At 52.4% G+C, this 15,230-nt stretch carries 9 protein-coding genes, 1 pseudogene and 1 riboswitch; of the genes and pseudogenes, 1 reads left to right on the plus strand and 9 read right to left on the minus strand.

The window, feature by feature from the left end; translation table 11 throughout:
• Nucleotides 1-147: 147 nt before the first annotated feature.
• The 4 genes from ACI48J_RS14215 to ACI48J_RS14230 form a co-directional block, all read right to left on the minus strand.
• Nucleotides 148-477: a DUF3892 domain-containing protein gene (locus tag ACI48J_RS14215; protein WP_326051775.1), complete on the minus strand. Its 330-nt coding sequence runs from the start codon at nt 475-477 to the stop codon at nt 148-150.
• An 85-nt stretch (nt 478-562) separates the two neighbouring features.
• A complete protein-coding gene (locus ACI48J_RS14220; protein WP_405078815.1) occupies nt 563-1,519 on the minus strand; it encodes an SDR family NAD(P)-dependent oxidoreductase in 957 nt (318 codons plus the stop codon).
• Nucleotides 1,520-1,590: 71 nt separating this feature from the next.
• The gene (locus ACI48J_RS14225) at nt 1,591-2,112 is read right to left on the minus strand and encodes a TetR/AcrR family transcriptional regulator (protein WP_405078816.1); all 522 of its coding nucleotides are present in this window, start codon (nt 2,110-2,112) and stop codon (nt 1,591-1,593) included.
• Between the two features lie 178 nt (nt 2,113-2,290).
• Nucleotides 2,291-3,343: an acyl-CoA dehydrogenase gene (locus ACI48J_RS14230; protein ID WP_405078817.1), complete on the minus strand. Its 1,053-nt coding sequence runs from the start codon at nt 3,341-3,343 to the stop codon at nt 2,291-2,293.
• A gap of 472 nt (nt 3,344-3,815) precedes the next feature.
• Between ACI48J_RS14230 and hflX the strand changes: the two genes are divergently transcribed.
• On the plus strand, nt 3,816-5,108 hold the full coding sequence (gene hflX, locus ACI48J_RS14235; protein WP_405078819.1) for a GTPase HflX: 1,293 nt from the start codon (nt 3,816-3,818) through the stop codon (nt 5,106-5,108).
• A 177-nt stretch (nt 5,109-5,285) separates the two neighbouring features.
• Here the strand turns inward: hflX and ACI48J_RS14240 are convergent, their stop codons facing one another.
• The 5 genes and pseudogenes from ACI48J_RS14240 to ACI48J_RS14260 all read right to left on the minus strand — a co-directional run bounded on the left by ACI48J_RS14240 (nt 5,286) and on the right by ACI48J_RS14260 (nt 15,097).
• The gene (locus ACI48J_RS14240) at nt 5,286-6,563 is read right to left on the minus strand and encodes an Nramp family divalent metal transporter (RefSeq protein ID WP_405078821.1); all 1,278 of its coding nucleotides are present in this window, start codon (nt 6,561-6,563) and stop codon (nt 5,286-5,288) included.
• 686 nt (nt 6,564-7,249) lie between these two features.
• Nucleotides 7,250-9,805: a diguanylate cyclase domain-containing protein gene (locus ACI48J_RS14245; RefSeq protein WP_405078822.1), complete on the minus strand. Its 2,556-nt coding sequence runs from the start codon at nt 9,803-9,805 to the stop codon at nt 7,250-7,252.
• 22 nt (nt 9,806-9,827) lie between these two features.
• On the minus strand, nt 9,828-10,439 hold the full coding sequence (locus ACI48J_RS14250; protein ID WP_405078824.1) for a biliverdin-producing heme oxygenase: 612 nt from the start codon (nt 10,437-10,439) through the stop codon (nt 9,828-9,830).
• A 643-nt stretch (nt 10,440-11,082) separates the two neighbouring features.
• On the minus strand, nt 11,083-12,624 hold the full coding sequence (locus ACI48J_RS14255; RefSeq protein ID WP_405078825.1) for an S-layer homology domain-containing protein: 1,542 nt from the start codon (nt 12,622-12,624) through the stop codon (nt 11,083-11,085).
• Nucleotides 12,625-12,715: 91 nt separating this feature from the next.
• A riboswitch (cyclic di-GMP riboswitch) is annotated at nt 12,716-12,802 on the minus strand.
• Between the two features lie 478 nt (nt 12,803-13,280).
• Nucleotides 13,281-15,097, minus strand: a pseudogene (locus ACI48J_RS14260) (APC family permease).
• Nucleotides 15,098-15,230: the final 133 nt, after the last annotated feature.

The raw sequence follows: 15,230 nt of genomic DNA on the forward strand, positions 1-15,230 counted from the left end.
TCTTTCAAAGTTTTGCGTACCGGCTGGTGCGCAGCGGAGTTCCGTCGATAATACGCTTTACCACTACCGGGTATTCCATTTACAGCCCTCATCGCTTATTTCGCACGTAAAAAGAGCCCGACATCGTCGGGCTCTTTTGCCTGCTCCCTAAAAAGGAGGCAGCTGATCCAGATTATTCGATTTGACTCCATCTGGCTCGCTGCGGAGAATATCGCGGCCGTACCGGTGAAACACGTCCACATGGGCCAAGGCGCCGGACTTCGCTTCACTCAAGGCGGATACATAGTCGAGCTCGCGTCCGGAAGACGTTTTAACGGCAATAATGTCCCCGTCCTCGTTTTTGCGGACGGCCACGATCGATTCCAAACCGTCCGAAGCCGCGGCTTCCGTCTGCTCCTGAGCGGCCCGGATTTCTCCCTCCTGCTTGTAATTCTCGTAAATCGCTTCGAAATCGGTATTCGCCGGTCCTTCATTCATCGGAATCACCTCGGTTATAGCATGCCTGTTTTTACTTACTTTTATAAAAGACGGCGGACTGAATCATTCAACGGTTTGGTATGCTTTATTTTTTATTCATCAGAGCGTGAATCGTATCGGAAACGGCTTTCTCGTGAGGCGTCCACATGATCGGACCGATTTCCTTCTCATACTTCCGGCCGCTCAATACGAACGGTTCTTCGGTCAAGTAGAGCATTTCGACGACTTCCTTCATCACGGGGTTAAAAAGACCTGCCAGTGTCAAGCTCATACGCCCGAGCGAGTATACCGCCTTCCGTTTGCCGCTGGCCCGCTGAGCGAGCTGAACGAGCTCTTTGCCCGACAAAAGTCCCGGTCCCGGAATGTGCCAGTTCTGACCCTCGGTACCGTCACGGCCGGCAATCTCGACAATCATCCTGGAAGCGTCCGGCAAATACACATACTCCCTCGGAACGGTCATATTGCCGATAAAAACAGTCGGCTTCCCGGCGGCTATCGCTTCCATGGTCATGGCAAGATAAGAAGCCTGCGCGGAAGGACCGTAGTAATCGGGCAGCCGAACGATAAGCGGCTTCGCTCTCTTCCAGCGGGATGCGAAAATCAACTGCTCATACGCAAGCCTCACTTTGCCTTTACGCGTGTGCGGCTGTTTGGGATGATCCTCCTCCGCCTTCGCCGCGCCGGTCCTCCTGCCGTACGGATATATTCCGTCCACCACGACCACTTTAATGGCCAGATGTTCGGCCGCTTTCATAACGGCTTCGCCAAGAGGCAAAAGTCTCGATTCCATCTCGTGGTAAGGAATGTTCGCGCTGTGAAACAAGACATCGGCGCCATCCGCGGCTTTGATAATATCGGCGGAGTCGAAGGCATCTCCCTTTACCAGCTTGAGATGCGCGGGATTTCCCAGCTCCAGCTTCAGCTTTTCCAGTTTGGCGGCGGAACGGCCGAAAGCGACCGTTTCTATCCCCCGTTTGACCAATTCCTCCGTAAGAGTCGTTCCCACTCCGCCTGTCGCACCCAATACAACCACTTTTTTCATGATAATCGCTCCTTTGAATGTTATTGATTAACCAATTACTAGCCGTTAAAAAAATTTTCCCGCTGCCTGTTTTATTTTTTTAACATCAGGTCCGGCAGCCCGATCGCCATCGACACATTGCAGAGCATGCCTCTCGCCAGAAAATCCGATGTCCGCCGCTCCGCGTCTTCCATCTCCGCCTCTTCAAAAGCGTTCAGCACAAGCTGCTTAACGCGGCTCATCCCTTCCTGCATCGCCTTGCGGACCGCTTCCTCCCGGATCGTCTGCGCCTGCATTTGAAGCAGAATTTCACTCCCGTGGGCGGCCATAATGCCTTCGTACGCTTCAATGAAGTCCCTCTCCAGCGTATCGGGCGATGCCGATTCCAGCACCTGCCGGAAAGCCGTCTCTATCCGCTGCCACGATACTTCAAGAGCTTCAACGAGCAGCGACTCCTTGGTGAAAAAACGGTACACGTACGGCTGGGAAATAGCTGCGCGTTCGGCAACCTGTGCCGTAGTCGCCCGGTAATAGCCGGTTTCCGCAAATACTTCGATAGCGGCCGATACGATATCGGTCCGGCGGCTCGCGGAGGACGTATTTTTCTTGACCATAGAGCTGGCTCCTTTCTGTTAGATCTTTTAGTTATTGATTGGCCAATCACTAATTTAAATTCATCATATGCCACTCCGCGCGGATTTGCAAGTATTTTTTTTAAAAAAAAGTCAGACTGCGGACAGTCTGACTCTCTTTTGGGCTCCGCCTCAGAACGAATAAAAGGAGTCCGCCCCCTTATTCTTCCGGCAAAAGCAGGCTGTGCTGGCATACGGTTTGCAGATCTCTCCACGTCCGGTTAACCGGACTGTCTTCCATAGCCGCCGACAAACCCAGCAGCGAAAACAGCTCAAACGTACCGGTCAGCACGCTGCGTACTGCACTCAGGCATTGTTCGGATACCTGCTTCTCGTCAGCTTCGGACATGATTCCGTGCAGGACTAGCTCGTCCCACGAACGCGTTATTGCCGAATAGAAAGCGGATTCAGTCCTGCTCAGAAGAGCCTCCTGCTCTTCCAGCTTCCTCTGAACGTTCGCTTTCCGCTCCTTCACGCGGATATAGTCGCGGGCCGCTTCAGCGAAATGAGCGGCGATGCCTAGGGCAACCGCGGCGAAAGAAGCCTGGGCAAACGGGATAAACGGGTACCGGTAGATGAGCTCGTCTCGGTAAGCGTGCACTTCCGTGAAGAGAAACGTCATATTGTCCGGGACGAACAGGTCCGCAACGGAAACGCTATGGCTTCCGGTCGCCTTGAGGCCGAAAGTATTCCAGTCCCGGTGAATCCGGACTTGATCCGGCGTAAAAATAAACGAACGGATTTCCGCGTTCTCTCCCCGTCCCTGCCCCTCCGGCTCTTCTACCGCGCAGTTAGCGGTGAACATCGTCGCGTGGGCGGCGCCGCTGCAGTATTTCCAGCGGCCGCTCACCAGATAGCCGCCTTCGACCCGCTTGGCTGTTCCGGTTGGAGCGCCGCTGCCCGCGACGACGGCTTTCTCGCTGGCAAACAAGGCGGACCCGATTTCCGGCTTCATTAACGAAGCGAAAAAACCGCCGCCCGCTCCGATCGTCACCAGCCAGCCGAAACTTCCGTCTACGCGCGAGCATTCCCGGAAAATCCGGAGAGCGTCCGGGAGAGAAGTCATGCGGCCGTTCAAATCGTCCGGGACGAACAGTTTAAACCATCTGTTTTGATAGATCAGGTTAAGCAGTTCTTCGGTTAGAGCTCCCCCCGACTCCATGCCTGCCGATTGTTCTCTGATCCGCTGCGCTTCCTCTGGAGTAAATATCATAGGTACCGCTTCCTTTTGTATGTTTTTGAATGGACTTTTCTGCTTTCAAAGCTCTATGTATTTTAACACGGGATGGAGCAATCGTTCACGGCGATTTGCTGACGGCCGCTTTTATAAGACCTGTAAAGAATGGCTATAAAGGGAACTGTCCCTCGGAAGGCGGCAGCGGCTGTGGTAAAGTGAATATATCTTAGCAGAGGAGGCGTTACGTGTGGTGGATTTTATCCGGGTCAGATCTTTGCACATCTAAGGATGGTGTCAAAGACTCTGTGTGTTGTGTGCAGAGGACTACGGGATAGGTCTGTCATTTTACAGGTAACCCTCGGACGGTTAAACGAAGAGGTTCATCCATAGACCCTATATATCCGCAGGGCAGGAAATCCGCGCGATTTCTGTGCCCGGTCCTCTTGTATCTTCAGCACGGGAAGTATTCTTGTGCTGTTTTTATTTTTGTATCGAGAGGATGATTAGTTTGGAACGACAAAAACAAAAAGCGATACTTATCGGGATTCATCCGGGCAACCGTACGGATTTCGGCTATTTTATGGAGGAGCTCGCTAATCTGGCCGCCGCGGCCGGGATCGAAGAAGCCGGCATGCTGACCCAAAAGCTGGCCCGCAGCAATCCTTCCCACTATATCGGGAAAGGGAAAATCGAAGAGCTGCTGGAGCTCATCGAAGCGCACGGTGCCGATCTCGTCATCTGCAACGACGAGCTCACCCCTTCCCAGCTCCGCAATCTGGAAGCCGCCTTGAACCGGTCCGTGATGGACCGGACGGCCTTGATTCTCGCGATTTTCGCGGAAAGAGCCCGCACTAGAGAAGCCCAGCTTCAAGTCGAGGTGGCCCGGCTCCACTATATGCTCCCCCGCCTGGTCGGTTTGCGCGAATCGCTCGGACGGCAGGGCGGCGGCTCGGGGCTTAAGAACAGAGGCGCCGGGGAAACAAAGCTGGAGCTGGACCGGCGCAGAATCGAAGAGCGGATCGTCATGCTTCAGAAGGAGCTGGAGCAGCTCGTCAGCCATCGCCAAACTCAGCGCAAGAAACGCCGCAAGACCGAAGTGCCCGTCGTCTGTCTCGTCGGCTATACGAATGCGGGCAAATCCAGTCTGATGAACGCCATGATGGAGGCGCACAACCCCGGCCCCGGCAAGCAGGTTACGGCGGAAGACCGGCTGTTCGCCACGCTGGAGACATCGGTGCGCAGCATTAGCCTGCAGGACGGCAGATCGTTCCTGCTGACCGACACGGTCGGATTTGTCAGCCAGCTTCCCCATCATCTCGTTAAAGCGTTCCGCTCCACGCTGGAAGAGGTTGCGGAAGCGGATTTGCTGCTTCACGTCGTCGATAGTTCCAGCCCGGTGTATGAGCGGCAGATGGCGGTAACGGAGGAAACGCTCAAGGAGCTTGGAGCCGATCATATCCCCAAGCTGTTCGTGTACAACAAAGCGGACCTCTCCTCTCTTGAGTTTCCTAGTGCGGATAACGGAAATGTCGTGATTTCCGCCAAATTAAAAGCCGGAATCTCTCAATTGACGGAGCAGATCCGGGAGCGGATCTTCCGGCACGAGGTTCAGTGCGAGCTGCTCGTCCCTTACGATCAGAGCCATGTCGCCGCTTATTTCAATGAATTCGCCCGCGTCCGGTCTATCCGCTACGAGGCGGACGGCGCACGTCTTACCGTGGAATGTCCGGAATCCGTTCTGGAGCGCTACCGCGGTTCCTACATTCCGCTTTCGGAAGGCCCGGCTTACCCGGGCAATTAAGGCGTTTGCTTTTAGCAGGTCCGACTGTCGAAATGAACGAACTCAGATACCCCTCGTTATCCGCCTGACGCGGCAGCGGCGGGTATCTTTTCTTTTAACCTGACGGCGGCCCCATAGAAAAAAGCCCCTCTGAATCAGAGAGGCTTTGCATTCCCAGCCGGCACGGGCTCATGCCGGTTAAATGAACGTGGTAACCAGCAAAAATAAATTTAGTAAAATAACGATTGCGGCGATAATCCAGCCGAGAACCGTCGTCCATCGCTGATTGACGAGGCCTCCCATAATCGAGCGGTTGCTCGTAAACAGCAGAAGGGGCACCAACGCGAAGGCGATGCCGAACGATAACACAACTTGGCTCATAATAAGCGCTTTGGTCGCGTCGATTCCCATAATGATAATAACCAGCGGAGGAATGGTCGTAATGGCGCGTCGCAAATATAAATTGATCCGCTTGTTGATAAAGCCTTGCATGACTACGTCCCCGGCTAACGTTCCGACGGAGGCGCTGGAAAGACCCGCGATCAAGAGGGCCAGACCGAACGATACGGCGGATACCGGACCGGCCAGCTCGTAAAACTTGTGGAACGCTTCGTCCAGCTCCTCCACGCCGAGTCCGTTTTTGAAAAACAAGGCGGCGGAGATAATGACCATCGCCATGTTCACCGCGCCCGCGATCACCATCGCCAGGACAATATCAATAAATTCAAGCTTGAAAATCCGTTTTTTCTCCTGCTCGTTCTTGCCGACAATCCGTTTCTGAGTCAAAGACGAATGCAAATAAATGGCATGCGGCATCACGGTTGCCCCCAGCATGCCCGCCGCGAGCAAAATGCTGTCGACTCCCTGGAATTTCGGAGTGAAAATACCCGCGGCGACCGCTCCCGCATCCGGCTGCGCGTTGATCACCTGAAGCGCAAAGGAGCAGACGACAATTAAGATCATGCCGGCTATTCCGGCTTCCAGGGATCTGTACCCCCGCCGCTGCAGCTCAAGGATGGCGAAGGAGCCTACCGCCGTAATCAGCGCGGCCGGCAGCATCGGAATGCCGAACAGCAGATACAAGCCCAAGGCCGCACCTATGAATTCGGCCAGATCCGTGGCGATGATGACCAGCTCGCTCTGAATCCACAAGAAGATCGAGACCGGCTTCGGGAACTGCTCGCGCGCGACTTCCGGCAGGTTCATGCCTGTCGCAATGCCGAGTTTCGCCGATAAAGCCTGAATAAGAACCGCCATGAGATTCGACACGGCAATCACCCAGAGGAGAAGATAGCCATACTTCGACCCCGCCGTAATATTGGTTGCAAAATTTCCGGGGTCCAGATAAGCGACCGCTGCGATAAATGCCGGCCCCAGAAAAGGAAGCAATCGTTTAAGTCCCTTCACGTCCCCGCTCAAAACGGATTCCGCGGTAAGAGGTGTTCGTTTATATTTCGTGATGTCCTGTTCAGCCATGGTACTCACCTCTTGCCTAAAAGTTACCTGCGTGCATAAATGTTTCTCGAACGCAAAATATTAACTCGATTATAGTCCCTTCTCTTCCGCTTGTAAACCATCAAACATATCTATGAGACCCGACTTTAACCTATTCTCTGAACTATTGTATGTAATTATTACGCCGGGGCGCCGTTTCCTAATCGTCTTTAACCTTTTCTTTAGAGAGGAAAACGAAATCAGCAAATAATAACGACCGGAAAACGATTAAAACCGTTCTATTTATATGAAAGCGGCAAAAAAATTAGGGGGCCATGTCGGTGGGCTTGCCCTGAGCGGCCGCTGTATTGGGCAACCTCGGGAAGAACACGTTCCGCATTCCGCTCAGTTCCTAATCGGTCTGCCGATTCCGGCAAAATCATAATGAAAAATATACCCTTTCTCATCAGGCATCCTATGCAGCGTTTTCGGAAGGTGTGCTCTGGATCGGCACCTGCACGAAAGAGGCACGATGACGGGGCCGCAAGGAACGGTGTGCGGGTGCGCCTGTCCTGCGGCAGGAACAACGACAGCTAACGGCTCATTCGCAAGCGCGGATCGGGCGTCGCGAAATAAGCCGATGATGACGCTTCCGATCTCGGAAGGAATTTGTCAAAGCCAAAAGACCCTGCAAAGCTTTAAGCCTTGCAGGGTCTTTTGGCGCGCACTTATACCGGCGGGGTAACCGATACCCGGTTTCTGCCTTCGTTTTTCGCTTTCTGCAGCGCACGTTCCGCCGCATAGACGAGATCTTCCGGAGCGCTCCCCGGCTCCGGATAAGCCGCTGCCACACCCAGACTGACGGTGAGGTAATCGCCGCTGTCGCTATGAGTCTGGGGGATTTTCATGGAGAGGACGCCGAGCCGGATCTGCTCCGCCAAATCGACGGCCTTCTCAATCGCGGCTTCCAGCCGGAGGATGAACGTCCCTCCGCTGTACCGGGCGATTACCGCTTCGTTCGGCTTGCCGATCGCAACGAGGATGTCCGACATCCACTGCAGGCAGGTGTCTCCTCCCTGATAGCCGTACAAAGCGTTGTAGGCTTTGAAATGGTCGATGTCCATCAGAATCAGGGAAATCGGCGATCCCGTACCTGCAGCGCGATCCCACTCCTCCTCCAGATTCTTCTCGAAGAAGCGGCGGTTGGGCATTTCGGTCAGGGAATCCGTGTTAATAAACGTCTGCAGCTGATCGCTGACTTCCGAGAACATCTCTTTCTCCCCTTCCTCTCTGCGCCGCGCGATGGCAAACAAGGAAGGCTTGCCGCCGTAGATCACGCTCGCCATCGTAATCTCAAGCTGCAACTCCCCTCCCGTGACGGTTACGTATCTGCCGCTCATCGAAAACAACGAAAGCGCCGAGGTGTCCAGATCCGCCATTTTCTGCTGCAGAACCGGAAGAAAATCGGGATGGACGAATTCCGCCACCGATTTGCCGATCAGCTCTTCCGCGTTCGCGGCTTGAAAAAGCTCCGCGCCCTGTTCGTTGCAGTAAACGACACGCTTGTCCGTGATCGTGAAGAAGGCAACGGGTGAAAGTTCCATAAGCTGCAAATACCTTTTCTCGTTTTCCTTGAGAATCCGGGAATTTTGCCGAGCCTGTTCCTCCGCCTGCCTCATCTGGTTTTCCGTCTGCTTGAGCACGATGGATTTCAGATCGGGCAACTGCCGCAGCTCTTGGATCTTCCATGGCAGAGACGACGACTCGACAACCTGTCTCCACTTCTCGAACGATTTGCGCGGCGACAGCCGGACACCGTCGTTCTCCCTAAGCACGGCCTTGGAAGGGTCCCCCGCCCAGTTGACGACTTGCACGACTTCGGGCCGGAACCAGATCACATAATCTTTGCCGTCCGGCGACAGAGCCAAATAAAGCGCCCCGGAGGCGGTTTTCTTGTATGCGGCCGCAGGCGAGTGCTCTTGACTGAGCCTCGATGTATGATATTCGTAATCGTCGGCATGTCTGGACATCCAGAACGCCAGTTCCCGTATTTGCTCTTTTTCCGGGGTGACGCCGAATAAGGCCAGCTTATCCTTGTAACTGACGGCGACGCCGGAAGCGTTCATCACCCGGAGAAGCGATTTTTCCTCCAGTTTAAGCTGCTCGATGACGCGGTTTGCGCTGGTATTTCCGATAAAAATATTGGAAATCCGGTTCGCCATCGTCTTCAGTTCGATTTCGGTCTGATAGTCGTCAAGCTGCTGTCTTTGATAGAGTTCACTGGAGAAGAAAAAACCCAGGAAGTTGCACAGATTGCGGACCCGGTGCGTGATATATTTCGGTGAATAGTGATGGCAGGTAACCAGGCCCCACAGCTTGTTGTCATGAATAAGCGAGATCGTTGTCGTCGCTCCCACTCCCATGTTCTGCAAATATTCGATGTGCAGAGGAGATACGCTCCGCAGCACGGATAAGCTGAGATTGAGCGGTCTGCCTGTAGCGGGATGAAGCGTGGGAACAATTTCGACCGGCTTGTAATACACATCCACGATCATCCTCAACCAGTTTCTCAAATACAGCTCCCGGGCCTGCTTGGGGATGTCGGATGCGGGATAGTGATGGCCCAGAAACGGTTCCAGCCCCTCTTCTTTCGCTTCCGCGATCACCTTGCCGTTCCATTCCTCGTCGAATTCGTACACCATCACCCGGTCGTAACCCAGCATCTCCTTGATCTGTTCCGCCGCCATCTGGCTGGCTTCCATCCGGTTGCCCGCCCGCTTCATTTTGCAGAAGAACGTTTGGATCCATTCGTAATCCTGAGTGTTCGTCTCTTCCCGATCGGGCGCGGGTTCGAGTTCAAGAATAAGCAGATCTTCGCTTTCATGCATAATCCCGTAAAAGGAGACGGCTTCGCCCCCGACTTCAATGCTGATGTTCATATAATGAAGCTTGGAAGGATCGAACGTCCGGCTTCCGAGTTCTTCCCGCAAAGCGGCAAGCTGCGCCTTCCCCACAACCTCTTCGAGCGGCCGTCCCAGAAGCTCTTCCGTAGTGCGGCCCAACAAGAGATCGACATTCCGGCTGCATTGGACGATTAAAGGCTGCTCCGTCGTATGGGTAACGGCAAGAAGGACACCGTGCGGCTGAATAAGGCCGGGTATATGAATAGGCTCCTTGTCACAATTGGTCAGGTCGATCTCTTCATTCAAGGGAGCAAAATTGCCTTCCGTTAAAAGAGTCCGGTTCAGAACTTCCGGATCCTTCGATTTTCTTCTATCTGTCATACAGGCATCCGCCCCTTATTTATTAAATTACAGCCGCATGATTCCCGGGGGCTTCCTTCAGCCATTGATCCAGGAGGATAAAGGTTTCTTTGGCCGCGGCAAGGACGTGTTCCTGCTCTTCTTCCTTCACATTCTCCAAAAGAAATTCGCGGAATTCGGTCCACTTGGTCCGCAGCTCCGCTCCATAGCTGTTGAAATAACGTCCGTTCACTTCCGGATCTACCGATAGAATCGCCTTCAATTGCTTTGTAATCAATTGCCCGCCAAGCGTGGAGCCTTCCAGCACGTACAAATAGCCGAGGGCGCGGGGCAGGGTGGAAACGTCGGGAAGATTGCCGCACTGGGGCAGTTCTTCAATTTGCCGCTTCGTCAGGCCAAGCTGCTCCAAGTCGCTTTCGAGAAGGGGCGCTTTCCTGCGGGATTCGATATCGAAACCGCGCCCCTCCCATTCCGGCAGCGCACCGAGCGCTTTTTCGGAAGGCAGGATAAAGCCGTAAAATTTCTCCAGATAAGCTATATAGGTTTCGAGCGTCAAAGATTTATCCATAATCGCTTTCGCATACGCGTTCTGTTCGATCTGGTCGTGAAAGGACGCCGTTTCTTCCCTTAAGCGGCTGACGATAGTAGTTGTCATTACGATTTCCCCTTATCCTTTTTTTATAATGATAGCAAAAGCACGGGATAAAAGCATCCGCGGCAAGCCGCCGCGTAACGGAAATCACCGGAATCCGGCTTGCGCGCGGCTTACCTGACCTGTCCGGCCGGGAAAAGATATCTGCTACCGGATGACAAAGGGGTACCAATCCTTCCAGTCATGAAATACATAATATTTTTAGATACGTGGAAAAAGTTCATGCGTGGATTCGGAGTCCATATGGAACTAACAAAGAACTTTGGTAATAAATGGATTTTATGAATATAAACAGGGATATCTATAAAAAGTTATAGTCGATGGGAGAACGCCAAAATGCAGTATACCCGGCCATAATACATGCCGGGTATACTGCATTTAGTTTAAATGAACTAAATCCCGTTAGCTTAGCGAACCATCGCGCGGCAATTGTCCTTCGTGTACGACATTACAGGTGGCGAAGGAAATTCCCCTCTTGATCAAAAAATCCGCTTATCCCATTCATCATCTTCTCTCCGCGTGAACGCAAACCTGCTAGAAAGGGCTTAACGTTTATTTGCGCTTGCCCCGAATGCCCGCCTGTTTACGCGTCACAGTAACATCGTATCATAAAAGAAAATATTTGTTGTCACTCCGTAGTATGACGCTACTCAGGAAGATAGATATTGTTTTTTGAAAACAAGTTCAACGCATCGTTCCATGTCATCTTGATATCGTCGTTTTCGTATGGCAGTTCTATGTCTTGCAGCTGCTCGGGCTTTAGCTGCTCTAAGCGATCGGTTTCTTGATAATACGTAATATCGCCTTTAAAGCTTAGAGTTCCCTTAGCGACACCATCGACTACTTTCCCGGTAAACTTGATCTCTTTTGATTTATAATAAAGGCTGTCTTTGGAGTTCCATCTCCAGGTGGCGTACACGCTAGTTCCTAAGCTCGGCAACCCATATTCCTTCACCCATATCGATCTGTGTATTTTGCTAGGGTCGACGAACAGGGTACTATCCGGCTGCCTGTTTGTACCGTCCATGTTTTCCATATCTCTGAGCACAAACTGTTTATACGTATAAAACTTCAGTTCGCTCTTATCCTCTCGGCCGTTGGTCACCGTCAACATGTCGGCAAACTTTGTCGCTTCATTATTCACAGCAAACCAAATGTGGTCTAAAAATTCTGCAGGCATCATAAAGACACCGTTTATTTTCTTCATCGACTTTCCCCCGTCGAGGGGTATTTCTTCTTCTCCGAGAATCGGCCTCTCAGGATTATAATGAACGAAATGGTTGGTATTCCCGTCTCTAAATGTGTTCGTTTCTTCATAATTAGTCGTCGTTATGCTGCCGTCGCTATTTTCCTTGTAGCCGATCCCAAACGCGGCGCATACTTCCTGAATCGGAAAATATACGATCCCGTCTTGTATAACCGGCCTCGTTTTGAAAGCAACAGGCTTGTCATCAAGCTTTAAAACGGGCGTATTGTCGACGGCGGCATTATTTGAGTGTACGACGGAGCCGCTTTGAACTTGATCGGCTTCTGCTCCGGCATCCGCGTCCCCGCTAGATATAGCCGGCAACACACTGGTATCGGAACTTTGTTCCGGCCTTGCAAGAAGCTCCCCTAATCCGTGCTCGGACATGTTCTTAATGAACTGCACAGCCTCGGCACGCGTGAGCGTCTTAGAGCCGTTAAACCCCGCTATGGTCGGCTGGTCGGCCTCTCCTTCAGCAAGACCTTTGCCGTACATATACCGAATGGCATCACCGCCGTCATAATGCATGCCTTGTGTCGAGGCGATCAGCTCCGCCACGCGAATACGCGTGATCGGCTCATTATGTGCGTTGATATTTTGTGCGTCCACAGGATAATTCAGCGACGAGGACAGCTTATAATAAGGCTCCGCCCAGTTGGAAGAACCGCTTTTGATATCAGTTTTGTAGCCATGAATGAGCATGGACAAAAACTCGGCCTCCGTCACCGGTTTATCAGGCTTGAACATCCCATCCTCATAGCCGCTGACAATGTTTTTGCCTACCGCCCAAGCGACGCTGTCAACCGACCAGTGCGACTTCACGTCCGGGAACGGGACGCTTAGCCCTTGACTGTCTGCATACGCCTGTTGTACGGGCAGGCTTGCCACTCCGATGGTGATCGCTGCGTGCAGCGATAACAACAGCTTCATCGATTTCTGCATATGTTCATACCTCCGCTGTTTCTCAAGATGTTTGATCGGCAAAATAAAAACCACCCTTATACAAGGAGGTTTGATTGGGAACACACAAATAGAATGCAGACTGGCAATCGGTATTTCGCTGTGGAAACGATCCATGCCTTTGCGTCCTAGCATTTCAACCGGTTTGCCCCAAAGTCTAATCATGTATTATTTTGTAGATGTATGTAGTATACACATTGTAATCATGAAACGAAAGTAAAAATTCTCCAAGATCCCAACGCGGAGGAGGCCGTGTCCATCACCGACCGATTCCCGGACGGCAACCAGAGCGCCAGCGACCGATAATCAAACAGAGCCGAAGTTTCCCTCCGGCCAATTTTCAAATAAATCCCCCCTCCTTGTTACGCTATTCTGCCCGTTACTTCAACGATCAGCAACAGCAAGTCGCCGTCGCGGCACCTTACCCCTGACATACTCCTTTAACTATCGTACTCCGTTATCGTAGTAAACTGTGGCATCCAAAAACCTTCTCATCAACGACTAATTGCGCTAATAGGTTAATGACCTTTTATCAATTTGCCTTTTTAAAATGAGGTCTTGATACATAACGAAATCATCGTATACTTTCCCTGGAAATAAAAAAATCCGCGTGCTCCGCGGATTTTTCGAGTTATTTTTCACTTGTTCAAGTGATAAGGAACTGTCGCGATGACCACATCTTTGCGGTTAAACAGGTAGGCTCTAAGCAGCAGGCTGGTCTGATTGTGCAGGATATGCTGCCACCAGTGTTTGGTAATAAACTGCGGGATCAGCACCGTGATGTGGTCGGTTTCCGCCGTTTTCCACTCCACCGTATCGACAAACTTGATGAGCGGCCGGATAATGCTGCGGTAGCTCGAACGAAGGACGATCAGCCGCACGCCGGGGTCCCATTCCTCCCACTTCTTCTCCATGCGCTCGATATCCTCATCGTTAAAACCGACATAGACGGCCACCACATTGTCCGTAACGGATTTGGCGTAGCCGAGCGATTGTTTCACGACTTGAGTGATTCCGGCGATCGGGACGACAATCGTGTTTCCCTTGATCAGCGGTTTGTCGCGGGCAAGGTCGATGCGGAGCTGGTCGGCCGTATTTTCGTAATGCCGTTTGGTCTGGATAAAAATAAAGATGACAAGCCGCAGGAAGAAGAACACCATCCAGATCTGGCTGAACTTCGTAAAAACAAAGATCAGGGAGATCGTTAACGTCGTTAACATGCCGATCGTGTTGACGATAAAGCGCCCGAGCCAGCCGGACGGCTTCAGTTTGATCCAGCGGACCATCATCCCGAGCTGGGAAAGCGTAAAGGGGATGAACACCCCTAAGGCGTACAGAGGGATCAGGTTTTCGGTATCCCCGTTGAATACGATAACGAGCAGCGCGGACAAGACGCCCAGATTGATAATCCCGTTCGAAAAGCCGAGACGGTCGCCGCGGACCATAAACATCCGGGGCATGAATTTGTCCTTGGCCAGCATAAAGGCAAGCAGCGGAAAAGCCGAATACGCCGTATTGGCGGCCAAAAACAAGATCAGCGCCGTAACGCCCTGAATGAAGTAATAAATAAATCCGCGGCCGAAGGTGGCGTTCGCGATTTGCGAAACGACGGTTTCCTTCTCGCTCGGCGCGATGCCGTACCAGTACGCGAGAAGGCTGATCCCGATGAACATGGCACCGAGAATCGTGCCCATCATGACCAGTGTCGCCGCCGCATTGCGTTCGGCCGGCTTTTTGAAGTTCGGAATGGCGTTCGAGACCGCTTCGACTCCGGTCAGCGCCGAGCAGCCCGAACTGAATGCTTTCAAGATCAGGAACAGGCTGATATTCGATACGGCCGTACTCATCTCAGGTACGGCGGCATGAACGCCGCCGGTGAAATATTTGACCACGCCGGAAATAATCAGCACAAAGATCGAAACGACGAATAAATAAACCGGCAGAGCAAGCACCGATGCGGATTCCGTGATGCCTCTCAAGTTCATGATCGTCAGAAAGAGGATCATCGTCAGCGCGATCAGCACCCGGTGATCGTGCAGGGACGGAAACGCCGACGTAATGGCGTCCGTTCCCGCGGAAGAACTCACGGCTACCGTGAGGATGTAGTCCACGAGCAGCGAGCCGCCGGCCAGCAGGCCGGTATGAACGCCGAGATTATTTTTCGCGACGATATAGGCGCCGCCCCCGGTAGGATAGGCAAAAATGGTTTGCCGGTAGGACAAGATGAGAATAAGCAGCAGACCGAGTACGCCCAGTGAGATGGGAACCGAATACCAGAGTGCGGTAAAACCTGCGGCCATCAGGACGATGAGGATTTGCTCGGTCCCGTATGCGACGGAGGACAGCGCATCGGAAGAAAGGACGGCAAGCGCCTTGAGCTTGTTAAGTTTCTCTCCTTCGATTTCCGCGCTTTCATGGGGCGTCCGATTAGCAGTCTTTTAAATTTACCGACCATGGCGATACTTCCTCTCCATTTTCTTCTGCCCTGAACCCCTTGCTTTACAGCGTATGTCCCGCTTTTCAGGTTATTATTTTATTTTTAACGCCGGGATATCCAATTAAAAACAAAAAATTCGGAACCAAAAAAC

This window comes from Paenibacillus chitinolyticus (genome assembly GCF_045038035.1).
GTDB lineage: Bacteria > Bacillota > Bacilli > Paenibacillales > NBRC-103111 > Paenibacillus_F > Paenibacillus_F chitinolyticus_A.